The 23716-nt window shown below is 33.5% G+C and carries 20 protein-coding genes; 14 read left to right on the top strand and 6 right to left on the bottom strand.

The window, feature by feature from the left end:
* Positions 1 to 13: 13 nt before the first annotated feature.
* Positions 14 to 535, bottom strand: coding sequence for a DUF547 domain-containing protein (locus LQ189_RS07930; RefSeq protein WP_230155597.1), 522 nt, complete (start codon positions 533 to 535; stop codon positions 14 to 16).
* A gap of 315 nt (positions 536 to 850) precedes the next feature.
* Here LQ189_RS07930 and LQ189_RS07925 point away from each other — a divergent pair, with 315 nt between their 5' ends.
* A complete protein-coding gene (locus LQ189_RS07925) occupies positions 851 to 2110 on the top strand; it encodes an asparagine synthetase B (protein WP_230155595.1) in 1260 nt (419 codons plus the stop codon).
* A 156-nt stretch (positions 2111 to 2266) separates the two neighbouring features.
* Here the strand turns inward: LQ189_RS07925 and cphA are convergent, their stop codons facing one another.
* Positions 2267 to 4891, bottom strand: a complete 2625-nt coding sequence (gene cphA, locus LQ189_RS07920) for a cyanophycin synthetase (protein WP_230155593.1) — start codon at positions 4889 to 4891, stop codon at positions 2267 to 2269.
* 240 nt (positions 4892 to 5131) lie between these two features.
* Between cphA and LQ189_RS07915 the strand changes: the two genes are divergently transcribed.
* Together LQ189_RS07915 and LQ189_RS07910 are read left to right on the top strand one after the other, a co-directional pair.
* A complete protein-coding gene (locus LQ189_RS07915) occupies positions 5132 to 6004 on the top strand; it encodes a cyanophycinase (protein ID WP_086455369.1) in 873 nt (290 codons plus the stop codon).
* 30 nt (positions 6005 to 6034) lie between these two features.
* Positions 6035 to 6877 carry an isoaspartyl peptidase/L-asparaginase gene (locus LQ189_RS07910; RefSeq protein WP_230155591.1) on the top strand — a complete coding sequence of 281 codons (843 nt, stop codon included), beginning with the start codon at positions 6035 to 6037 and terminating at the stop codon, positions 6875 to 6877.
* Position 6878: 1 nt separating this feature from the next.
* On the opposite strand, the gene LQ189_RS07905 is transcribed toward LQ189_RS07910, so the two are convergent.
* Positions 6879 to 7682, bottom strand: a complete 804-nt coding sequence (locus tag LQ189_RS07905) for an endonuclease/exonuclease/phosphatase family protein (protein WP_230155589.1) — start codon at positions 7680 to 7682, stop codon at positions 6879 to 6881.
* A gap of 71 nt (positions 7683 to 7753) precedes the next feature.
* The gene (locus LQ189_RS07900) at positions 7754 to 8281 is read right to left on the bottom strand and encodes a hypothetical protein (RefSeq protein ID WP_230155587.1); all 528 of its coding nucleotides are present in this window, start codon (positions 8279 to 8281) and stop codon (positions 7754 to 7756) included.
* Between the two features lie 161 nt (positions 8282 to 8442).
* On the opposite strand from LQ189_RS07900, the gene guaA reads away from it, so the two are divergent.
* From guaA to yidC, 6 genes are all read left to right on the top strand, one after another.
* Positions 8443 to 9972: a glutamine-hydrolyzing GMP synthase gene (gene guaA, locus LQ189_RS07895; RefSeq protein ID WP_230155586.1), complete on the top strand. Its 1530-nt coding sequence runs from the start codon at positions 8443 to 8445 to the stop codon at positions 9970 to 9972.
* A gap of 115 nt (positions 9973 to 10087) precedes the next feature.
* Entirely contained in the window at positions 10088 to 12031 is a 1944-nt protein-coding gene (locus tag LQ189_RS07890; RefSeq protein WP_230155585.1) for a LysM peptidoglycan-binding domain-containing protein, read from the top strand.
* Complete coding sequence (locus LQ189_RS07885; protein ID WP_230155584.1) at positions 12031 to 12432, top strand: OsmC family protein; 402 nt, start codon at positions 12031 to 12033, stop codon at positions 12430 to 12432. Before LQ189_RS07890 ends, LQ189_RS07885 begins: the two co-directional genes overlap by 1 nt.
* A gap of 61 nt (positions 12433 to 12493) precedes the next feature.
* Positions 12494 to 12724, top strand: a complete 231-nt coding sequence (locus LQ189_RS07880) for a DUF3820 family protein (protein ID WP_144894236.1) — start codon at positions 12494 to 12496, stop codon at positions 12722 to 12724.
* Positions 12725 to 12874: 150 nt separating this feature from the next.
* Positions 12875 to 14488, top strand: a complete 1614-nt coding sequence (locus LQ189_RS07875) for a CTP synthase (RefSeq protein ID WP_182651582.1) — start codon at positions 12875 to 12877, stop codon at positions 14486 to 14488.
* Between the two features lie 65 nt (positions 14489 to 14553).
* Positions 14554 to 16461, top strand: a complete 1908-nt coding sequence (gene yidC, locus LQ189_RS07870; RefSeq protein WP_230155583.1) for a membrane protein insertase YidC — start codon at positions 14554 to 14556, stop codon at positions 16459 to 16461.
* A 371-nt stretch (positions 16462 to 16832) separates the two neighbouring features.
* Here yidC and LQ189_RS07865 read toward each other — a convergent pair whose 3' ends face one another.
* Positions 16833 to 17795: a fasciclin domain-containing protein gene (locus LQ189_RS07865; protein WP_230155582.1), complete on the bottom strand. Its 963-nt coding sequence runs from the start codon at positions 17793 to 17795 to the stop codon at positions 16833 to 16835.
* Between the two features lie 458 nt (positions 17796 to 18253).
* Here LQ189_RS07865 and LQ189_RS07860 point away from each other — a divergent pair, with 458 nt between their 5' ends.
* The 5 genes from LQ189_RS07860 to LQ189_RS07840 all read left to right on the top strand — a co-directional run bounded on the left by LQ189_RS07860 (position 18254) and on the right by LQ189_RS07840 (position 23234).
* On the top strand, positions 18254 to 18925 hold the full coding sequence (locus tag LQ189_RS07860; protein ID WP_230155575.1) for a toxin-antitoxin system YwqK family antitoxin: 672 nt from the start codon (positions 18254 to 18256) through the stop codon (positions 18923 to 18925).
* Positions 18926 to 18995: 70 nt separating this feature from the next.
* Positions 18996 to 20183: a tRNA 2-thiouridine(34) synthase MnmA gene (mnmA, locus tag LQ189_RS07855; protein WP_230155573.1), complete on the top strand. Its 1188-nt coding sequence runs from the start codon at positions 18996 to 18998 to the stop codon at positions 20181 to 20183.
* Between the two features lie 70 nt (positions 20184 to 20253).
* Positions 20254 to 21867, top strand: a complete 1614-nt coding sequence (locus tag LQ189_RS07850; RefSeq protein WP_230155571.1) for a S8 family serine peptidase — start codon at positions 20254 to 20256, stop codon at positions 21865 to 21867.
* 14 nt (positions 21868 to 21881) lie between these two features.
* A complete protein-coding gene (locus LQ189_RS07845; RefSeq protein WP_230155569.1) occupies positions 21882 to 22826 on the top strand; it encodes a nitronate monooxygenase family protein in 945 nt (314 codons plus the stop codon).
* Between the two features lie 3 nt (positions 22827 to 22829).
* Complete coding sequence (locus LQ189_RS07840; protein ID WP_230155567.1) at positions 22830 to 23234, top strand: hypothetical protein; 405 nt, start codon at positions 22830 to 22832, stop codon at positions 23232 to 23234.
* Positions 23235 to 23251: 17 nt separating this feature from the next.
* Here LQ189_RS07840 and LQ189_RS07835 read toward each other — a convergent pair whose 3' ends face one another.
* On the bottom strand, positions 23252 to 23683 hold the full coding sequence (locus LQ189_RS07835) for a DUF4268 domain-containing protein (RefSeq protein WP_230155566.1): 432 nt from the start codon (positions 23681 to 23683) through the stop codon (positions 23252 to 23254).
* Between the last annotated feature and the right edge of the window lie 33 nt (positions 23684 to 23716).

Genomic DNA, 23716 nt, shown 5'->3' with positions numbered 1-23716 from the left:
GAAAATTTCATTTTTATTTAAAAGAGGGCACCTTAATGAGTTTTTGACTGATGAAGTTTTTCATTGTTTCCTGCAATTGGTCGTCTAATAAGTCAGTATCATAAAAATTAAACTTAATATTTTTTAAGGTTATACTTTGGATTACAAAATGAATCCTATAATCCATTTCACTAATAGCCATTTTATTTACAAACTTAGAGTGAAAAATATTTTCAAAATGAATAGTTCCTACTCGCAGTGTTGATTTTTTTAGAATGCCAAATTCAATGTCATTTAATGAAATTGCTGTACCCGCAATTCGAATTCTTTTAAAAGTTTTAATTCTGTCTTGATCCACATGCTCTTTTTTTTGAATTAAAAAGTATGCATAGTAAATATTGATCCAGAATGTTTTTTTTAAATCATCCGTATTTAAGTTTTTTTCTAATTTATCTGCGCGGGTGAAGTAAAGCTGTCGTCTTAATGAGGTTGTATCCCCATTTGATTGAGCGACAGATAAAATTTCAGCTGATAAATTGGTGTAATAATTTTTCAAAGTTATTTTGTTTTAAAATTATTTTAAGAGAGGTATTGGAAACAAATTACATAGAAAAAAATAATAAATAGGACTAATAAGCATAGGCCTATTTTTTTTAAAATATCCAAAGGGTTCATAGGTGTATTGTTAAAGCTGTTATTCCAAGTTTCATTTTTCATGGTTCGTTTATTTAGTTATTGCAAGTTAAGTTTAAACCTATAAGTGAGTACGCGTATTAATACGTGTTTTTATTCTCTATATTTAAATTAAATAGTTAAAATATTTAACCATGAGTAGCTTAGTTACTATATTTGGATTATAAATAAATTAAATATGCAAAAACGTTTTATCATACTTGTATTATTCTTGTTTTCTGTTACCATGCAAGCTTCTTTTTTATTGTTGCCTATGGATGAAACGGTTCAAAAAAATCATTTAAAAGCTTACGGAATTACGTTTTGGTGTTTGAACAAAGATTACAAAGCCAGTTGGCTCCTTAATTATAGAGGCGGTTCCTTCTTACTTCCCGATGTAGAAGAAATACGAAGAGAATGCCAAATACGAGGTGTGACTTTTGAGGTGCTTTCAGATCAAGAACAAGCCACTATTTTAAACGAAATATCTAGTCCGTCACAAAACATGGAATCGGTAGTGCTTGAAAAAGCCCCAAAGATTGCAGTGTATACTCCAAAAGGGAAACAACCTTGGGATGATGCAGTAACGCTTGTATTGACCTACGCTGAAATTCCATTTACGCCCATATATGATGAAGAGGTTTTATCGGATCAACTGCTGCTTTATGATTGGTTGCATTTACATCATGAAGATTTCACTGGACAATACGGAAAATTTTATAATGCATTTAAAAACGTTCCCTGGTATATCGAGCAAAAGAAAGAGTCTGAACTGCTTGCAACCAAATTAGGGTACACAAAAGTTTCACATCAAAAAGGAGCTGTTGCCAAAAAAATTAGAGATTTTGTTGTAGGTGGAGGTTTTATGTTTGCTATGTGTTCTGCTACAGATAGTTTTGATATTGCACTAGCAGCAGATGGGGTTGATATTTGCGAGGCTATGTTTGATGGAGATGCTAGCGAAGGTAATTATCAAACCAAGATGAATTACAGCAGTTCTTTTGCTTTTAAAGATTTTACATTAGAACGAAAACCAGAGGTATATGAATTCTCAGATATTGATATGACGCCTAAACGCAGAATACCACCAGATAAAGATTATTTCACACTCATGGATTTTTCGGCAAAATGGGATCCCATTCCTAGTATGTTATGCCAGAATCATACCCAGTTAATCAAGGGATTTATGGGACAAACTACAGCTTATGATGCAGGGTTGATAAAATCTAATGTTTTAGTCATGGGAAGCTGTGAGTTAAATGCAGAAGCTAGGTACATTCATGGTCAAAAAGGAAAAGGAATGTTTACTTTTTACGGAGGTCATGATCCTGAGGATTTTCAGCACCAAGTGGGTGATCCACCTACTGTTTTGGATTTACATCCCAATTCGCCAGGATACCGCCTGATATTGAACAACGTATTGTTTCCGGCTGCTAAAAAGAAAAAATTGAAAACGTAAATCGTATTGAAAACAAAAAACCAGTCTTGTGAACTGGTTTTCTGTTTTTTAGCCCTGATGGAAGTGGCATCTCCCGATTTTAAAAAACAAGGCTTTTTGCCGTAGTTTTTTAAGCGGGAATATAACGGACAGCAGGAATAGCTCCAAGAAAAAAAACTAAAACGTCTCTTTTTCGTTTTCTTTGTCAAGGTATTCTTGAACTATTTCAATGGCATTAGTTACTACATCACTCAATGCGGTTATAAAACTGCCCTCTTCGGCGCAATTGATAGCGTGTTTTATGGCCTCAGTTTCTTTTGGAATAATTTCGTAGGTAACATCTTTTCCTGAGGTTTTAATGCCTTCGAGAATTAAATTGATAATTTCTTCTTCGGTTCTGCCTCTTAAAAACTTTTCTTGTCTGATGATAATGTGATCAAACATGCGTGCTGCAATGTGGGCACATTCTCTAATATCTTCATCTCTACGATCTCCTACGCCTGCTATAATACCTATTTTTTTGGATGCAGTTACGCTTTCCAAATAATCAGCAACTCCTTTATATCCTGATGCATTGTGAGCAAAATCAATAAGAACTTTGAATTTTTTAAACTCAAAAATATTCATACGTCCCGGTGTTTGCGCTGCACTGGGAATAAATGTTTTTAAGGATTGACTAATATCACCCGTTTTGAAACCCCATAAATAACTTGCTAGCGTTGCAGCAAGAACGTTTGCAATCATGAATTTAGCTTTCCCTCCTAATGTTAGCGGGACTAGTGTAGCTTTTTCTACTCTTATTTTCCATTCTCCTTTTTTGATGGTTATAAAACCATTTTCATAAACGGCTACTGTTTTTCCTTCTGCGCATTGTTTTTTTATGAATTCGCTATTTTCATTTAAACTAAAGTAGGCTACATTGCACTGGAGGTCGTTTGCAATTTTAATGCAATGTTCATCATCTCCATTTAAAACTGCCCATCCATTCTTTTTAACACTTCTAACCACAGTTGCTTTTACTCTGGCAAGATCATTCAGGGTGTGTATGTCACTTAAACCCAAGTGGTCTTCTTGAATGTTTGTAATTACCCCAATATCGCAAAGGCTAAATCCTAGTCCAGATCTAAGGATTCCACCACGTGCTGTTTCTAGGACTGCAAATTCTACTGTTGGATCTCTCAAGATGTACTCGGCGCTTAATGGTCCTGTAGTATCTCCTTTTTCCATCATGTGGTTTTGTACATAAATACCATCTGATGTGGTAAAACCAACTTTGAAACCATTATTTTTTACAATATGTGCAAGGAGTCGGGTAGTGGTCGTTTTACCATTTGTTCCTGTCACCGCAATAATAGGAATTCTACATGATTTTCCGGGAGGATAGAGCATGTCAATCACTGGAGCGGCAACGTTTCTTGGTAATCCTTCTGAGGGAGCCAAATGCATTCTAAAACCTGGTGCTGCATTAACCTCTAGAATGACTCCGCCATTTTCTTTTAAAGGTTGTGTTAAATTCTCGGCCATGATGTCAACTCCGCATACATCAAGTCCTATTACTCTAGAGATACGCTCTGCTAGAAAAATATTTTCAGGATGCATCATATCAGTCACATCAACTGATGTGCCTCCAGTACTTAAATTTGCAGTTGATTTTAAAAATACTGTTTCACCATTGTTTGGAATGGTTTCAAGTGTATAGTTTAGCTTTTCTAGTAAATCTTCGGTATCACGATCAACATCAATTTGAGTTAATACATTTTCATGACCGTAGCCTCTCCTAGGATCTAAGTTAGTAATATCTATTAATTTTTGAATGGTATCAACGCCATTACCTACAACATGAGCCGGTACTCTTTTTGCTGCTGCTACTAGTTTGTTATCAATTACAAGAACTCTAAAATCAAAACCTGTTATGAATTTTTCTACAATCACTCGTTTGCCATAGGTTTGAGCAAATGCAAGTCCTGATACAGCATCTTCCCAATTTGTTACGTTTATAGAAGCGCCTTTTCCGTGGTTGCCTCCCAATGGTTTAAGCACAATAGGATAGCCTATTTTTTTGATCACATCGGCTAAGCTTTCTTCATCAACACAAATACTTCCGCTGGCTACAGGAATAGAAGCATTCTCTAGCATTTTTTTAGTTTGTTCTTTGTTGCAAGCGATATCAACTGCTATACTACTTGTTTTACAGGTAATTGTAGCTTGAAAGCGCATTTGGTTTATGCCATATCCTAATTGTACTAATGAGTTGGTTCCTAAACGTATCCATGGAATATCACGCGAAACGGCCTCATCTACTATACTCCCTGTACTTGGTCCTAACCTAACACGTTCTCTAATTTCACGCATTTTTTGCAAGTCGGCATCAATATCATATTCCTTACCCGCAATTAAGGCTTCGGCAATTGCAACGGAAGCTTCGGCTGCAAATAAACCTACATTTTCTTCAGTGTAACTAAAAACAACATTGTAAGTTCCTGGAGTTTTAGTTTCTCTGGTTCTACCAAAACCAGTTTCCATACCTGCTAAAGTTTGAATTTCGAGCGCAATGTGTTCAATTACATGTCCCATCCACGTACCACGATCTACCCTTGAGAAGAATCCACCTCTGCAACCTTCGGAGCATCTATGTTCTATCATGCTGGGCAACATAGCTTCTATTCTTTCCCTAAAACCTTCGATTTTATTGGTAGGAAATTGCTCCATTTCCTCCAAATCCAATCGCATTTGGATTAATTTTTTTCGTTGAATACTCCAAATATTCGGTCCACGTAGGGCTTGTATTTTAATAATTTTCATAAAAGCAAAATGATTTTTTTAGGTGAAAGCCAAACAGATGTTTTTATTCTAGAATTTGAGTTTTGAAATGTTTTTCAAAAACAATGTATTAGAAATTAAAATAAAAGCAAGGATTTTACTAATGTAGCCATTTTTGATATGAAATAAAAATTTTATGCAATATTATGCTTCAAATTGTATTTTTTTTAAATAAACGCCCTTGCAAATGGTAATTTTTAAGTTTTTAGTTATTTTTGCCAAATGAATATACTTGGAAAACTGATAATTATAGGTGGTGCTGTAGACAAAGGAAGTTTTACAGAAACTGATTTAGATAAAAATGCGAATACCAATTTAAATTTTTTTGAAACTGGAATTTTAAAAAGAATTCTTAACGAATCAAAGTATAAAGAGGAATCTAGAATAGAGATTGTTACAACGGCATCTGTAATTCCGCGTGAAATTGGTCCCGAATATGTAAAGGCATTTACTTATTTAAATGCAAAGAACGTAGCTATACTGACTATTGAAAGAAGAGAGCAGGCAGCTGATCCAGAAGTTTTGGCACGATTAAAAGCGGCTGATATTGTAATGTTTACAGGAGGAGATCAATTAAGATTGAGCTCTATTTTGGGCGGAACTCCTTTTCACGATATGTTGCTTGATAAATATCATAATGAGGAGTTTATTTATGCTGGAACATCAGCAGGTGCAGCAGCAGCTTCAAACAATATGATTTACCAAGGCAGCAGCTCTGAAGCCTTGTTGAAAGGTGAAGTAAAAATTGCAAGTGGTCTAGGACTTATTGATGGCGTAATTATTGACACTCATTTTGTTCAGCGCGGTCGTATTGGTCGATTATTTCAAGCAGTTGTAGGGAATCCAAGAGTTTTAGGAATAGGACTTGGAGAAGATACGGGTTTGCTAATTACCAATAATAAAGAGATGGAAGCCATCGGGTCTGGACTTGTAATTTTGGTGGACGGCCGAGAAATAAAAGATACTAATTTAACCAAAGTAGAATTGGGACAGCCCATATCCATTTCGCATTTGGTCACTCACGTAATGAGTAAGTTTGACACTTACAACTTGGATACACATAAAATGCACATTCAATCTTCGCATTATTTATAGATTCTTCAAACTTTAATGCTATACTCCATTATGAAACTAATTATACACGGCGGTTTTTTTTCGGAATCATCAACTTCAGATGATATTAAAATTGCAAAACAGAAAGCACTTGAAGAAATAGTAATGCGTTCTTATGAGTACTTAAAAACTTATACTGCTTCAGAAACTGTTGTTTATGCTGTAACTCAACTTGAAAATGATATTCTTTTTAATGCAGGAACGGGTTCACAAATTCAAAGTGACGGAAAAATTAGGATGAGTGCTGCAATCATGGATGGCGAAACCCAAAAAATGAGTGGTGTAATCAATATAGAAGCTGTAAAAAATCCTATTGAGGTAGCAGCTCTATTAATGCAACAAGATGATCGAATTTTAGGAGGATCTGGAGCTACTAATTTTGCCAGAGCGAATGGGTTTGAGTATTTTTCTACAGAAATTCCGCAACGTAGAGCTGAATTTGAAGCCAAATTAAAAGCTACGGGAACAGGAACCGTAGGATGTGTAGCATTAGATCAAAATGGAAAAATTGCTGTAGCTACATCTACAGGTGGAAAAGGTTTTGAAATTCCAGGTCGAATTTCTGATTCTGCAACTGTAGCAGGAAATTATGCCAATGCTTTTTGTGGCGTAAGCATGACTGGAGTGGGAGAAGACATAGTTAGTAATGCAACGGCTGTAAAAATTGTTACTCGAGTTACTGACGGAATGCAACTTAAAGATGCTTTTGATAAAACCTTCAATGAATTATTACCCTATGATGGTTTTGCAGGTGCTATTGCTATAGATCACAACGGTACTATTTACCATCAAGATTCACATCCTAGTATGGTTTTTGCTAGTTTTGACGGAACCGAATTTGAGGTTTTTAAATAAATTAAAGCAACTTAAATGACATCCAAATAGGAATGTGATCAGATACTTTTCTAGCTTCTTCTAGTGAATTGAATTTATTGTAAAAATGAATTACTCCTGTATTTAAAAACGAAATTCGATTTGAATTGTAAAAGATATTGTCAAATTCTGACGCCAAACAATTGTTGTTTTGGCACTTCCTTTTCAAAGATGTTTTTTGGTTTTGTAACGCCGATTTATATCCTACTTTTTTTAACGGGCCAAAAACAGAATGCGACTGCGGACAATTAAAATCACCTAAAAAAATCAAATTGAGATTGGAATATAAAGTAGGTAAAAACTTGAAATGTTTGATTTCCGTTTCGGGTTGCTTGCTTTTTGTAATGGCGTGAAAATTTACAAGCGTAAATTGTTTTTTATCAAGTTCAAAAGTGGCGTAATACGGTTCTCTATCTATTTCTAGATGGTATTTTTTTTCTAGCCAAGGAGTTCCAATAAGTTTTACTCTACTTGTTTTCCACAAAAAAGCATATCGCTCTGTTTTATAAGCGCTACTGGACGTAGGATTGCTGATGGAGTAATCCCATTTAGATCCTTTTCTATTTAACGCATCTGCAAGCCTTGCCACTGCTTGTGCGCCACCGTAACCAGCAACTACTTCTTGTATGACAATAATATCATAATCTCTGGTGGTTTGAGCAATAAAATTGACGGTTTCATTGCTCTTTGATTTACCAAGATTTTCAATATTCCAAGAAATAACTTTGACTTGTCCAGTTAAAGACAACTGAACAAGTAAGAGTAAAAATAAAAAAAATGGTTTCAACGGTAAGTGTATAAAAGGATAAAAATCTTCGCAATTCTTAGTTTAGAATATCTTTTTTGGTTAACTGGATTTTAAAAAGGATCAGCAGTAACTCTAAATTTCATATTGGCTTTTACAGTAATATCCTGAGTCAAGGTTTCTTTTACAACAGCTCTTGTTCTAATAGTATACGATGGAGCTTTAACGTATTTGTCAAGTTTTGCCGAAGTACACGTTAGGTTCAAAGTAGTGGCAGTTGAATTAATGTCTTCTAGAAATGCCAGTTCAATCTCGTCATTTGCATCTGTTGAAATAAACAATCGTATCGATTTTAGAAAACTAAATGATTTATTGCTAGGGTTAGTAATCGTTAATTTCAAATCAGTAATTTTTACATCCTTAACTAGATCGGCCTTCGTATTATTGTTTTCAAATGTGGCACTTGAATTAGTCGTGACATCAGGAGTGATAATTGTAAAAGCTGTCCCAACAGGAAAAGCACTATCAATTTGTATACTTGTTTCATTGTCAATGTTAAAAGTGAGTAAATCATCAATTACATTGCAAGAAGTCGCAATCAATAACAATACAGCTATGGCTAAAGAAATTTTTGTTTTCATAATTACATTTTGTGAATTTATTTTGGGATGTACGTAAATTTCTGTAGTATGGATTTTAGAAATTTAAAGTTTACAAGTAGAGAATAACATTGCAAGCAAATTAAATGAATATTTTTCAAAATTCAATTTTTCAATTCAAAATATAAAAAGTATTTTTGCGCATGCAACACAACGTACTTATTTTAGATTTCGGATCGCAATACACACAGCTTATTGCGCGTAGAGTTCGCGAATTAAATATATTCTGCGAAATTTTCCCATATAATCATTTTCCGAGTGATTTATCATCTTATAAAGCAGTAATTCTTGGAGGTAGTCCATTTTCTGTTCGCGCAGACGATGCACCCCATCCAGATTTATCTCAAATAAGAGGCAAGCTTCCTTTATTAGCAGTTTGTTATGGAGCTCAATATTTATCTCATTTTAGCGGTGGTGAAGTAGCTGCATCTAATACTAGAGAATATGGTAGAGCTAATTTATCATTTATCAAGGAAGATGAGATTTTCTTTGAAGGCGTTTCTCCAAATAGCCAAGTTTGGATGAGTCATAGTGATAGTATCAAAGCTTTGCCAACAAATGGTGTAAAACTAGCCAGCACTCATGATGTTGAGTTTGCTGCTTACAAAATTGAAGGCGAAACTACCTATGCAATACAATACCATCCTGAGGTTTTTCACTCAACGGATGGTTCTAAAATGTTAGAGAATTTCTTGGTAAAAATAGCTGACGTTCCTCAAACCTTTACTCCAAATGCTTTTGTTGAAGAAATGGTCTCTGAATTAAAAGAAAAATTACAGGAAGATAAAGTTGTTTTGGGTCTTTCTGGAGGTGTAGATTCAACAGTAGCAGCAGTTTTATTACATCAAGCTATTGGTAAAAATCTATATTGTATTTTTGTAAATAATGGTTTGTTACGTAAAAATGAGTTCCAAAATGTATTAGATCAATACAAAGGAATGGGATTGAATGTAAAAGGAGTGGATGCTGGAGATCGTTTCCTCTCCGAATTAGCCGGTGTAAGCGACCCAGAAACCAAACGTAAAATTATAGGCCGCGTATTTGTAGAAGTTTTTGATGATGAGTCAAAAATTATCGAAGATGTAAAATGGTTGGCACAAGGAACTATTTATCCAGATGTAATTGAGTCGGTATCTGTAAAAGGACCTTCTGCAACGATAAAATCACATCATAATGTAGGTGGTTTGCCAGATTACATGAAATTGAAAATTGTGGAACCGCTCAGAATGCTTTTTAAAGATGAGGTAAGAAGAGTAGGTGCTTCATTAGGTATAGATCCAGAATTACTAGGAAGACATCCTTTTCCTGGACCTGGTTTGTCAATACGTATCTTAGGGGATATTACACCAGAAAAAGTACAAATTTTACAAGATGTAGATGCTGTTTTTATTGATGGATTAAAATCTTGGGGATTGTATGACAAAGTTTGGCAAGCAGGAGCAATTCTTTTACCGGTTAATAGCGTAGGAGTTATGGGTGATGAGCGTACTTATGAAAAAGTAATTGCATTGCGCGCCGTAGAATCTACTGATGGTATGACTGCTGACTGGGTTCACCTTCCGTATGAGTTTTTAATGAAAGTTTCAAATGACATTATCAATAAAGTTAAAGGGGTAAATAGAGTGGTCTATGATATCAGTTCAAAACCGCCTGCAACAATTGAATGGGAATAAATCAAATTCCATTAAAATAGCGTGATAAGAAGCGCACAAGAATTAACGGTATCAGATTTTGGAATAAAATTTGATACCGTTGTTTGTTAAGAATATAAAATTTATAAAAAACACGATGAAATACTTCTTTGTAATATACACGACTGCTTTGTGGTTTACTATAAGTACGTTTGCACAAAATAAATCCACAACTCACAAGGTTGAAAAAGGAGAAACTATCAATAGTATTGCTCAAAAATACAAAGTGACACCGTATGATATTTACCAGTTAAATCCAGATGTTCAAAAAGGATTGCAATTGAATAGTATTTTGTTGATTCCAAGTCCAAGTGCAAAAAAAGCGATTGCTTTACCAGTAAAAAAAGAGGCAACTGCAACAAAACATGTCATGGCTCCAAAAGAGACTTTGTATGGAATTTTGAAAAAATATGATGTTACAACAGAGGAACTGCAAAAAGAAAACCCATTACTAGATGTTCAAGCTTTAAAAATTGGACAAGTTCTTGTGATTCCATCTAAAACGGCTTTAAAAAGTAATGTTCCTACGCAAGAAAAAGTGGTTAAACACATTGTTCTAGCTAAAGAAACTAAATACTCTATTGCTAATAAGTACGATATTACTATTGAAGAATTAGAAAGAAAAAATCCTGAAATTGTATCCAATTTGCCCATAGGTTACGAGCTAATTATTAAAGGAAATCCAGCCAAAATTGAAAAGTCAGTTATAGCAACTGAAGTTAAAAAAGAGTCTGTACAAGTAGTTTCTAAACCGGTTTCTCCTAAAGTAAATTTTATAAGCTATGTTGTAAGGCCAAAAGAAACACTCTACAGTTTGTCAAAAATGTCGGGGTTATCTCAAGAAGAACTATTGAAAGAAAATCCAGTATTAGCTAATGGAGTAGAAGTAGGAATGGAGATCAAAATTCCAGAATCAGCTACTATCACACCAGTAGAAGCTATAAAAAAGGAATTTGCTGTCCTTGCTAAGAAAAATAACGAGAGAAAGAAATTAGCCTTATTGTTGCCATTTAATGTTTCAAAAATTGAAAACGACACTGTAAATTCTATTACCGCTCGATTAAAAAAAGATAAATTTCTAAACATGACTTTAGATTTTTATTCGGGTGCTTTAATGGCAATTGATTCGGCAAAAACATTAGGGTTAAATGTAGAAATAAAAATACTAGATTCACAAGAAACTAAAAACAGTTCGGCAGTGGCATCATTGCTAAAAAGCAATAATCTTGATGAATCTGACGCAATAATAGGGCCATTTTATCAAGCAAACGTAGAGAAAATGGCAGAGCTTGTTTTACAAAATCAAGTATCAGTTATATCTCCTTTGTCTAAAGAAAACGAAGTGAAATTTGCAAATATTTTTCAGGCGGTTCCTAATCCAGATGCGGTTAAGAATGCTATTTTTGACTACATGCGTAACAAAGGCGGAAATATGATTGCAGTTGTAGACAAGAAAAAAGGTTCGGTTATAAAATTTATTTCAGACAATCACAAAGATGTGCGTTTTGTACCTCTAACGGCTACGGGAGGAATTACAGCAGAAAGTATCAAAAGTCTTTTGGTGAAAGACAAGATGAATTATGTAGTCATGGAAACCGAAAATACGGGCATGATCAAAGGGACACTTTCTACATTAATGAGTGCTATGGCAACTTACAAGGTACAGTTAGTTATTTTAGAACCAAATGAAACATTAGATACAGATGAAATTAATTTTTCAAGTTTAACAAAACTGAAATTGATGTATCCATCAGTAAGCCGAGAAAATGAATCTTCAGAGGCTTTAATTTTTGAAAAAGAATACAAAAAGAAAAATAAAGTCTACCCAAGTGTTTTTGCAACTCGAGGATTTGATGTGACCTTTGATACGCTTTTGCGTTTGTCACAAGGTAAAAAGTTTGAGGAAACAACCTTTGAAGTTGCAACAGAGCAAGTAGATAATAAGTTTGATTACTCAAAAAACACAACGGGAGGGTATAGTAATAACGGAATTTATATCTTGTATTATGATACAGATTTAACGATAAAAGAAGCAAAGTAATGACATCAAGAGTAACATATCTAGGGGATTTAAGAACATCGTCGATTCATTTACAATCTGGAACAGAAATTCTTTCGGACGCACCAGTAGACAATAACGGAAAAGGGGAAGCTTTTTCACCTACAGATACCGTTGCTAACGCATTGGCTACATGCATGATGACTATTATGGGTATTAAAGCAAGAGATTTAAATGTTGATTTAAAGGGTTCTATTGCAAATGTTACTAAAATCATGAATGCAGAACCAAGAAGAATAGGCAGAATTGAAATCGCATTTGATATTTTTGGAACTCAAAATGAGAAAGAAAAAACAATATTAGAAAGAGCTGCCTTAACGTGTCCTGTTTTTTTAAGCTTACATCCAGAAATAGAAAAAAGCATTTCGTTTAACTGGAAATAATACATAGTAATCAATACATATAAAGCAAGAGATTTATTTCTTGCTTTTTTCTTTTTATAAAATGGATCAAAATCAAAAACAGCTTATAAAACTGGCTCATACTAAAATGCCCTTTGGTAAATATGAAGGCTGGTTTTTAATAGAAATACCTGAATATTATATTGTTTGGTATGCCAATAAAGGCTTTCCAAAAGGTGAGTTAGGGCAACAATTACAATTGGTTTATGAATTAAAACTTAATGGCCTAGAGGATTTGATTCGGAATATTAAAAAAAAATATCCCAAACCATAGCATTTAAATTTTGCTTTTAAGTTATCAATATGGGTTTAATCCTTCCGTTTTTTAAACTATAAAATCTCAGAAGTATATGTTCTAATAGTCCAATTAAATTTGTACTTTTGCCACGTTTTTTTACACAACTACAACACAAAACTCAACAGAATGAATCAAACAAAATATATTTTTGTTACAGGAGGTGTGACTTCTTCTTTAGGAAAAGGAATCATTGCAGCATCTCTTGCAAAATTGTTACAAGCAAGAGGATATCGTACAACTATTCAAAAATTTGATCCGTATATCAACGTTGATCCAGGGACTTTAAACCCTTATGAACATGGAGAATGTTATGTTACTGATGATGGAGCAGAAACAGACTTAGACTTAGGTCACTACGAACGTTTTTTGAATGTGCCAACGTCTCAAGCTAATAATGTTACTACAGGTAGAATTTATTTATCTGTGATTGAAAAAGAAAGAAGGGGAGAGTTTTTAGGTAAAACGGTACAAGTTGTACCTCATATTACCAATGAAATTAAAGAAAGAATGCAATTGCTTGGCAATTCTGGGGATTATGATATCGTAATCACAGAAATTGGTGGAACTGTAGGAGATATTGAATCCCTGCCATATATTGAGTCTGTTAGACAATTGGTTTGGGAACTTGGAGAGCATAACGGTATTGTAATTCATCTTACTTTAGTTCCTTTTTTGGCCGCAGCCGGAGAATTAAAGACAAAGCCTACACAGCATTCAGTAAAAACATTGATGGAAAGCGGTATTAAAGCGGACATACTTGTTTGTAGAACTGAGCACGAATTGTCAGAAGAATTGCGCAATAAACTGGCTCTTTTTTGTAATGTAAAACGTGAAGCAGTAATACAATCTATTGATGCTTCAACTATATATGAGGTTCCAAATTTAATGCTCGAAGAAGGATTAGATGTTGTAGCTTTGAAAAAATTAGATTTACCAAAGAAAGCAGCACCAGATTTAAAAAACTGGAATATTTTCTTGAAAAGATTAAAAAATCCTAAGCATACAGTTAACATTGGTTTGGTTGGGAAGTATGTGGAAATGCAAGATTGTTACAAGTCTATATTGGAGGCTTTTATTCATGCTGGTGCAGCCAATGAAACAAAAGTAAATGTAATTTCAATTCACTCGGAGCATTTAGATGCTAGCAATATCAAAGAAAAATGTGCAAATTTAGATGGGATTTTAGTAGCACCAGGTTTTGGAGAAAGAGGAATAGAAGGTAAGATAGCTGCTGTACAATTCGCTAGAGAAAATAAAGTTCCTTTTTTCGGAATCTGTTTAGGAATGCAAATGGCTATCATTGAGCAAGCTAGAAATATTTTAGGGTATGCTGACGCCAATTCTACTGAAATGAATGAACATACAGCACATCCTGTTGTAAATTTGATGGAAGAACAGAAAACCGTTACTGATAAAGGCGGTACCATGCGATTAGGTGCTTGGAAATGTGACATCAAAAAAGATACACTTGCATACAAAATTTATGGAAAAGAAACCATATTTGAGCGTCATCGTCATCGTTATGAGTACAATAATGCCTATGTGAACCAGTTAGAAAATGCTGGATTGATATCCTCTGGAGTAAATCCTGAAACAGGATTGGTTGAAATTGTAGAGATTAAGGACCATCCTTTCTTTATAGGTGTTCAATACCATCCAGAGTACAAGAGTACGGTGGCAAATCCGCATCCTATTTTTGTTAATTTTGTAGCAGCTGCAGTTCAAGCAAAAAAAAAATAGTAAGGTTGTAGTGAAACATTTACTGAAACTTGCTACTAATAGATTAAACACTTTTAAATATTAAAATGGAACAAAAAAAATTTGACCTCAATTCAATTATCGGTTTTGCCTTAATTTTTGTAATCTTGATTTTTATCATGTATCAAAATCAACCAGATCCAAAGGTGGTTGCAGCAGAAAAAGCGCAAAAGGCATTGCAAATTAAAGAGGCAAAAGCAAAGGCTCTTGAAGTAAAAAAAGTTGAAATTGCTGCTCAAGCTGTTGCCGCAACTGGGGATACAACACAATTGGCACAATTAGAAAAATCTTTAGGTAGTTTTGCTTATTCTGCAACTTTGCCATCTGCAAAGGCTAGCGTAACAACAATTGAAAACGACTTGGTAAAACTTACAATTGCCAATAAAGGAGGATATATTGTTGAGGCAACCTTAAAAGAATATGAGAAATTTAAAAAAGGTTCTGGACAGTTAGTAGAATTAATCAAAGACAATAATGCAAATTTAAACGTGCAGCTAGTCACTTTGGATAACCGTACTTTGAATACTAAAGATTTGTATTTTGAGCCATCATTAACAAAAATTGGTGCAGACCAAGTTTTGTCTATGAAATTAAAGGCTGGAGCCAATGAGTTTTTAGAGTATAAATATATTTTGAAGCCAAATAATTACATGATTGGTTTTGATATTCGTTCTCAAGGTCTTCAAAAAGTTTTGAATACTTCAAAACCTTTAGATTTAGAATGGAATTTGAAGGCGCATAGAAATGAAAAAAGTATTTCATATGAAAACAAGTATACTGAAATATATTACGAACACAAAGACGGTAAAGTAGACTATGCAGGACTAGGAGCTTCTGAAAATGAGTTACTTGAAAAACCAACTTTTATAGCATTCAAACAACATTTCTTTGCTTCAATATTAGTTTCTAAAACTCCATTTGAGAACGCACAAGTTACATCAACTAACTTAATGAATGATGAGGAAGTAGATACCACTTTTACCAAGTCATTTAAAGCAAATATTCCGTTAGCGTTTACTAATGGTGAAATTGATCACAAATTAAGTTGGTACATGGGACCATCTGATTATAAAACCTTAGCAAATTATGATCTAAATTTAGAAAAAATCATAACAATGGGTTGGGGAATTATAGGCTGGATTAACCGTTTTATATTTGTACCATTATTTGGTTTCTTAGGATCGTATATTGCCTATGGTATTGCAATTATATTGTTTACTATATTGATAAAATTGGCTATGTCGCCTATAACTTTTAAATCATTCTTGTCTCAAGCAAAAATGAAGTTACTGCGTCCAGAAATTGCAGAGCTGGGAGAGAAGTTTAAGAAAGATCCTATGAAAAAGCAACAAGAAACAATGAAGCTTTACAATAAAGCAGGGGTTAACCCTATGGCTGGTTGTATACCAGCATTAATTCAAATGCCTTTTTTAATGGCTTCGTTTCAGTTTTTCCCATCTGCATTTGAGTTGAGACAAAAAAGTTTTCTTTGGGCAGATGACCTTTCTTCTTTTGATGAAATTGTAAAATTACCTTTTTATATTCCTTTTTATGGAAATCATATTAGTTTGTTTCCTATTCTTGCAGCTATAGCCATTTTCTTTTATATGAAAATGACATCTGGAGATCAGCAAATGGCAGCTCCTCAACAAGAAGGAATGCCAGATATGGCGAAGATGATGAAAATCATGATTTACGTTTCGCCAATAATGATGTTGTTTTTCTTTAATAGCTATGGAGCTGGATTGAGTTTGTACAACTTTATATCAAACTTGGTTACCATATTAATTATGTTGGTTATTAAAAAGTATTTTATCGACAGTGATAAAATTCATGCACAAATTCAAGAAAATAAACTGAAAGAACCCAAAAAACAAAGTAAGTTCCAAAGAAAATTACAAGAAGTAATGGAGCAAGCCGAGGCACAAAAAGCTTTAGATAAAAAGAATAAATAAAATAGCTTTTAATAGATTTTATAAAACCTCATAGAACACTAGTTTTATGAGGTTTTTTTATTTGAGTGAAGTCAAATATTTGTAAAATCATACGGATGCTGTAAGAATTGATTCTGATAGCACGGCGGATATAACCTTAAAGTTACTTTCAAAGATAGAATCAATAATTCAAGATTGATTAAGGTATATCTACGCTGAACCTAAAAATAAACATGATATTATCGCAATTTTGTATTGAGCTATAATCGTAACTTAATTAATTAACGGTTATAATTTATAGTTTATAAAACTACTTATAAAAAGCTAAAGCTATCAAATATTGCATTTGATAGCTTTTTTAAAGTTTAATAATTAAATTATCTAAAGTAACACTACGGATTTGGGAAAGTAGGTAATAATACTTTATCTAATACATGAATTACTCCGTTTGAACATTGTACATCAGTAGCAGTTACATTAGCAACTCTGTTTCTTACATCTGTAATTTTAGCACCTCCTGTTAGTGTTACTGTGAATGTTTGTGGTGTTTGTAACGTTGGTAGAGTTCCTGCAGTCAAAGCAGTTGCTAAAATGTTACCGTTAACTACATGGTAATTTAATACTCTTGTTAAGTTTGCAGCTGAAACACTCGCAATTCCTCCTGGAGCAAGTTCTGTGTTTAAGGATGTAAATGCTGCATTAGTTGGTGCGAAAACGGTAAAAGGTCCTGTTGCTGAAAGAGTGGCAACAAAGTTAGGTTGTCCAGCTCCTGTTAATGCACCTACCAATGAAGTAAAATTAGGATTTGCAGTAGCGTGTGTTACAATTGATGGCAAATTAATTACAGCATCTACAATATGAATAACTCCGTTTGAAGCCATTACATCTGGAGTTGTTACAGATGCAACACCGTTTAATCGTACACCCGAAGCTAAATTTACATACATGCTCATGGTATTTGTTCCAGATGTTGCGCTTGTAGCTAATGTTTTAACGTATCCAGTTTGTAAATCTGTAGATTTAACAGTTCCGCTAACTACGTGATTTAATAAAATTCTAGTTAAAACATCTTGTGGTACTTGGTTAATACTTGTAAAATTGTTCGCGGTCAAAAATGCGTTGAATGCAGCATCCGTTGGAGCAAAAACGGTGAAAGAACCAGTTCCTTGTAAAGTTGTTGCTAGGTTTGCACGTGTAAGTGCTTGAACAAGAACGGTTAAGTTAGGTGCTTTTACAGCAGTTCCTGTAATGGTATTGTCAGTATTTTTTTCATCATTATCATCGTCACAAGAGAAAGACAATAATGCAACAATTGCAATCATGGCAATGTTTTTAAATTTTAAAAGATTTTTCATTGTTTTTATGTTTTATTGTTTACGCTAAACTAATAATAACATTTTATTTTTTGTTTAAATTTTTGAAATATTTAATAAACAAAATGTAAATTTATAATTTTTTTTAGGATTGTTTGTTTTGCAAGAACATTACTTTATGTTGTGTTTAATTGTGGATTATCCCTGCTTATATATGTTATTTCTATTTTATAGCTATTATTAGTGTTTTGTATTTAGGTATAATCGTTAAACAAAATAATAATAATTTTTATACTTACATAAGTTATAAATTGATAATGTAAAAATTGCTATTTATTTTTGCATTATTATTGCTTGCATCTAGTATTGATATTAGTACTCCTTTTTTTTAAAAATTAATTGTGTGTACTAAATTTGATAAAAACAAGTTCTATGTTAAACTAAATTATTTTACAATGTATAAATTCCACCTGCGATTTTTATTTTTATTCATTTTTAGCATGTTAGCACCTAAATGTATTGCCCAAACAGAAATTAATCAACTTGATGATAAAGGTAAAAAGCATGGTTTATGGAAAGGAACCTATCAAGAATCTAAAAGGCCACGCTTTGAAGGAACATTTGATCATGGCAAGGAAACTGGTATTTTTAAATTTTATGATGATACAAAGGCCATGTCTGTTATAGCAACTCGTGAATTTAATTTAAAAAACAGTGCTGCTTACACAATATTTTTTGATCAAAAAAGCAATAAAGTCAGTGAAGGAAATGTGATAAACAAACTTTTTGAGGGACAATGGAAATATTATCACGAAGCCTCAAAAACCTTAATGACTGTTGAGAACTATGTAAAAGGTAAATTAGAAGGTGTGCGCTCTGTGTATTATCCTAACGGTGCTATTGCGGAGGAAATTAGTTATAAAAATAATTTAAAAAACGGTCTTTATAAAAAATTTGCCGAAAACGGAGTTGTTCTTGAAGAAACATTTTATAAAGACAATATTTATAACGGTTCTGCAATTTTTAGAGATGCAACTGGTGCCATTGTCTCGCAAGGCAAATTTGTAAATGGAAAAAAAATGGGTATTTGGCAGTTTTATGAAAAAGGAAAGCTTGTCAAGGAAACAAATATGAGCCTGCCAGAAAAAAGTAAAAACACCAAAAACAATTAAAATATTCTTGGGAATATCTAATCTAAATCTTTTGTAACTTTACACCCTTAAATACTATAATTTTTTTTAGATGAAGCGTGTTGTTGTTGGACTTTCAGGTGGGGTAGATTCAAGCGTTGCAGCTTATTTGTTGCAACAAGAAGGATATGAAGTTATAGGATTGTTTATGAAAAATTGGCACGATGATTCAGTGACGATCTCTAATGAATGTCCTTGGTTAGAAGATAGTAACGATGCTCTTCTTGTTGCTGAAAAATTAGGTATTCCTTTTCAAACAGTTGATTTAAGCGAACAATATCAGGAGAAAATTGTGGATTACATGTTCAATGAATATGAAAAAGGAAGGACTCCAAATCCAGATGTGCTTTGTAACAGAGAAATAAAGTTTGATGTTTTTATGAAAATCGCACTGAGTTTGGGTGCGGATTTTGTTGCTACAGGACATTACTGTCAAAAAAAAGAAACTGAAATTGATGGCAAGAAAGTTTATCAACTAGTTGCTGGTGCTGATGGTAATAAGGATCAGTCTTATTTTTTATGTCAATTATCTCAAGAACAATTATCAAAATCATTGTTCCCTATAGGCGCATTGACCAAACCTCAAGTTCGTGATATAGCAGCTCAGATGGAACTTGTTACAGCCGAAAAGAAAGATTCTCAAGGACTTTGTTTTATTGGTAAAGTTAGGCTTCCTGAATTTTTACAGCAAAAACTTCAGCCTAAAGAAGGAGCCATTATTCAAATTGATAAAGATCATCTTATATATCAGCAAGAAGACAATTCAGGATTAACGGTAGAAGATTCACTCCGTATTGAAGCTACAAAAATTGCTTATACGCCAGAGATGGGGAAATTCATGGGTAATCATAAAGGAGCTCATTATTTTACTATCGGTCAGCGTAAGGGTTTAAATGTAGGGGGTACAAAAGACCCATTGTTTATTATTGCAACGGATGTAATTACAAACACCGTATATACTGGACTTACAAGCCATCATCCAGGTTTATTTAAAAAAGCATTAAAAATAATCAATGACGAAGTGCATTGGGTACGAGAAGATTTGGCATTAACCAATGGGGAAACTTTAGAAGTAATGGCACGTATACGATACCGTCAACCATTACAAAAAGCAACATTACATCAATTTGAAAATGAAATGTTTATTTCTTTTGACGAACCACAATCAGCAATTACCGAAGGGCAATTTGCAGCTTGGTACTTAGGAGAAGAATTAGTAGGCTCTGGTGTGATTTCATAATTTTTTAGAATTTCTTTGTACACATAATAGATCAATTTTAAATTTTATACATTCAATAATACAGGGCACTATGAAAAAAAAATACTTCATCTTATTATTTATATGTACAACTTTACTTCATGCGCAACAAGATGCTTGGGTGTATTTAAAAGACAAACCTAGTGCGTCAATATTTTTTAATACACCCGTAAAAATGCTTTCGCAAAGGGCATTAGACCGACGAAGTACTCAGAAAATTGACTTAGATGCAAAAGATGTTCCAATAGAAAGTACCTATCTCAACCAAATAAAAAGCAAGAGCGGAGTTTCTGTTATGGCTACTTCAAAATGGCTTAACGCAATACATGTTAGGGGAACACAAACAGATCTCAATGCACTGAAAGCATTACCATTTGTTGAAAAACTTGATTTTGCAAATAAAGCGTTGAATCAATCAGCCAAAAGTATTGCGGTTATAAAGGAAAAAAATGTTTTAAAAACAGCAAAGACTAAGGTAGAGTATGCTTATGGTACATCATCTAATCAAATTCAAATGCTAAACGGGCATTTATTGCACCAACAAAACTATACAGGTTCAGGTAAGATAATTGCGGTTATGGATTCTGGTTTTCCAGGAGTCAATTCAGCTCAACCATTTAAGCGATTAAGAGACAACAATCAAATTTTAGGAGGTTATAACTATGTTTTAAGAAATCCAGATTTTTATACGGGAACTTCTCATGGAACATCGGTACTTTCTACAATGGGAGGCTTTAAGGAAAATCAGCTTGTTGGTACAGCACCTGATGCTTCTTATTACTTGTTTATCACTGAAAATGATACATCTGAAAATCCAGTAGAAGAATCTCTTTGGGTTGAAGCTGCCGAAAAAGCGGACAGTTTAGGTGTAGATATCATCAATACTTCTTTGGGTTATTTTGATTTTGACAATGCATCTTACAATCATACGTATAGTGAAATGGACGGAAAAACAGCATTCATGTCCCGTGGAGCTGAGATTGCTTTTTCAAGAGGTATTATTGTAGTTAATTCTGCAGGTAATTCTGGTGCGTCTTCCAATCCAAATATAGCAGTTCCAGCAGATGCTGTTTCTGTTTTAGCTATCGGAGCCGTAAATGCAAACGAAATTAGAACTTCGTTCAGTTCAATTGGTCCTTCTTTTGATAATAGAATTAAACCAGACGTTATGGCTCAAGGTCAGTCAGCTATTATTTCAGATCCTTTGGGGAATATAGTAACAGCTAATGGAACTTCTTTTTCAAGCCCAATATTGACAGGTTTAGTAGCTTGTTTGTGGCAGGCCTTACCTAATAAAACAAATAAAGAAATTAGAGAAATAATAATCAAGTCGTCAGATAGATTTGCGGCTCCAAACAATCTATACGGATATGGAGTTCCAGATTTTAATGCTGCTTTCTCAAATCAGTTAGATTTAAATGAAATAGCAGTTAATGAAGTAGTTATTTATCCTAATCCCACTGCCGATCAACTATCTTTAATTTTGCCAAAAAATAGTACATCTGGAATAATACAATTTTTTAATACTACAGGACAAAAAGTTTTTGAAAAAAAAATAGAGAATAACGACTCATCAATTTCAATTAAAGAACTTCAAAGTGGATTGTATTTATACAAGTTTCAATCTCAGGATTTCGTTAAAACTGGAAAAATTTACAAACAATAGTTATAGTTAGACTAATGAATAAAATTACGACACTTTTTAATATCAAGTATCCAATAATTCAAGGTGGAATGATATGGAATAGCGGTTACAAACTAGCAAGTGCAGTAAGTAATGCCGGTGGCTTAGGGTTAATTGGAGCAGGATCTATGTATCCAGAGGTATTACGGGAACACATTCAAAAATGCAAAAAAGCAACATCAAATCCATTTGGAGTTAATGTACCGCTCTTATATCCCAACATTGAGGAAATAATGAAAATTATTGTAGAGGAAGAGGTGAAAATTGTATTTACATCAGCTGGAAACCCAAAAACGTGGACTTCTTATTTAAAGCAAAATGGAATAACGGTTGTTCATGTAGTTAGCAGTTCTGTTTTTGCATTAAAATCACAAGAAGCAGGAGTAGATGCCGTAGTTGCTGAAGGTTTTGAAGCAGGAGGTCATAATGGAAGGGAAGAAACCACGACACTCACATTAATACCGATGGTAAAGGAAAAAATTCAGATACCATTAATTGCTGCAGGAGGGATTGCAACAGGCCGAGGAATGCTTGCCGCAATGACATTGGGTGCTGATGGGGTTCAAATGGGGAGTAGGTTTGTAGCTTCTGTAGAGTCTTCGGCACATATTGATTTTAAAAATACAGTTGTAGAAGTTAAAGAAGGGGATACCCAACTTACATTCAAAGAGCTTGCGCCTGTACGATTAATCAAAAATAAATTTTATCAAGACGTTCAGGATTTATACGCAACTTGTCCTACTAAGGAGGATTTAATACAATTACTTGGAAGAGCAAGAGCTAAACGCGGTATGTTTGAGGGTGATCTAATTGATGGTGAATTGGAGATAGGTCAAATTGCGGGTGTAATTCATAATGTAGCACCTGTAAGTGTAATTATGAATGATATTTTAGAACAGTTTGAGGAAGCCAAAAAAGAAATGTCTAAAATTAATTTTTAAGTGATGAAATTGAGTATTAAATTTTTAATCATACTATTTTTTATAATAACGGGACCTGTTTTATATAGTCAAAATTATAAATTCAAAACTTCGTCCCTAAGTGTTTCTACAAAAAATGAAAAAGGCAAATGGGGGGAGTGGTCTGCGCCAAAAAATGTGAATCTAATCGTCACATTAGATACTAAGAAAAATAGAATAGTCGTGTATTCTCAAATTATTCAATTATTTGAAATCGTGGAGTATTATGATACTGATGAAAATGATATTGATAAAGTAGACACGTTTTATTGCAAAGACAATCAAGGAGAAGAGTGTACTTTGTCTGTAATCACTAGAAAAAAACAAGAAAACAGAAAACAACTTTACATTAATTATGAGGATAGGATAATTGTCTATAATCTTATTTAATTCAACAAGGTTTGTTTTTATATGTCTTTAATATAAGAGTCGTATTCAAGATAAAATAGCTCTAACGCATTCATATTTTCATAATAAAAATCAAATATTTCATCCCAGTAGGTTCTATTACTCACACTAACGTGTAGTTTTTCGACCCAAATACGACTAATAGTTTTTCCACTCTCTAAGGTATAGTCCTGCTCATAAACTAATGAGGATACGTACTCTTCTTTTAAGATGTTTTTTAAGGAAACAAGTTTTTCAAAATAGGCAATTCTTTTTTCGGTACTTCTATGTTCAATATCAATAAGTACTTGAGCTTTTTTATTGTCTACAAAAAACTTAAATGAAAAGTCTTTAATTTTTGTGTCATAGAGCAACCATTTTCTAGGGTATTTTTCAGCAAATGCGATCCAAAATTCTCGTTTTAATCTCTGGTTTTCCTCTTTGCTATACATGTGTAAGTATTTTGTTTGTGGTAATATTTGCTA

This window comes from Flavobacterium sp. CECT 9288 (assembly GCF_918731615.1).
In the GTDB taxonomy this organism is placed as follows: domain Bacteria; phylum Bacteroidota; class Bacteroidia; order Flavobacteriales; family Flavobacteriaceae; genus Flavobacterium.
Note: the sequence above shows the minus strand (reverse complement) of the source record. Positions and strands in the feature narration are given on the sequence as shown.

Coding starts and splice junctions, on each gene's coding strand:
- LQ189_RS07925 (WP_230155595.1), top strand. CDS start 851: ATGCAAAAACGTTTTATCATACTTGTATTATTCTTGTTTTCTGTTACC.
- cphA (WP_230155593.1), bottom strand. CDS start 4,891: ATGAAAATTATTAAAATACAAGCCCTACGTGGACCGAATATTTGGAGT.
- LQ189_RS07915 (WP_086455369.1), top strand. CDS start 5,132: ATGAATATACTTGGAAAACTGATAATTATAGGTGGTGCTGTAGACAAA.
- LQ189_RS07910 (WP_230155591.1), top strand. CDS start 6,035: ATGAAACTAATTATACACGGCGGTTTTTTTTCGGAATCATCAACTTCA.
- LQ189_RS07900 (WP_230155587.1), bottom strand. CDS start 8,281: ATGAAAACAAAAATTTCTTTAGCCATAGCTGTATTGTTATTGATTGCG.
- guaA (WP_230155586.1), top strand. CDS start 8,443: ATGCAACACAACGTACTTATTTTAGATTTCGGATCGCAATACACACAG.
- LQ189_RS07890 (WP_230155585.1), top strand. CDS start 10,088: ATGAAATACTTCTTTGTAATATACACGACTGCTTTGTGGTTTACTATA.
- LQ189_RS07885 (WP_230155584.1), top strand. CDS start 12,031: ATGACATCAAGAGTAACATATCTAGGGGATTTAAGAACATCGTCGATT.
- LQ189_RS07880 (WP_144894236.1), top strand. CDS start 12,494: ATGGATCAAAATCAAAAACAGCTTATAAAACTGGCTCATACTAAAATG.
- LQ189_RS07875 (WP_182651582.1), top strand. CDS start 12,875: ATGAATCAAACAAAATATATTTTTGTTACAGGAGGTGTGACTTCTTCT.
- yidC (WP_230155583.1), top strand. CDS start 14,554: ATGGAACAAAAAAAATTTGACCTCAATTCAATTATCGGTTTTGCCTTA.
- LQ189_RS07865 (WP_230155582.1), bottom strand. CDS start 17,795: ATGAAAAATCTTTTAAAATTTAAAAACATTGCCATGATTGCAATTGTT.
- LQ189_RS07860 (WP_230155575.1), top strand. CDS start 18,254: ATGTTAGCACCTAAATGTATTGCCCAAACAGAAATTAATCAACTTGAT.
- mnmA (WP_230155573.1), top strand. CDS start 18,996: ATGAAGCGTGTTGTTGTTGGACTTTCAGGTGGGGTAGATTCAAGCGTT.
- LQ189_RS07850 (WP_230155571.1), top strand. CDS start 20,254: ATGAAAAAAAAATACTTCATCTTATTATTTATATGTACAACTTTACTT.
- LQ189_RS07845 (WP_230155569.1), top strand. CDS start 21,882: ATGAATAAAATTACGACACTTTTTAATATCAAGTATCCAATAATTCAA.
- LQ189_RS07840 (WP_230155567.1), top strand. CDS start 22,830: ATGAAATTGAGTATTAAATTTTTAATCATACTATTTTTTATAATAACG.
- LQ189_RS07835 (WP_230155566.1), bottom strand. CDS start 23,683: ATGTATAGCAAAGAGGAAAACCAGAGATTAAAACGAGAATTTTGGATC.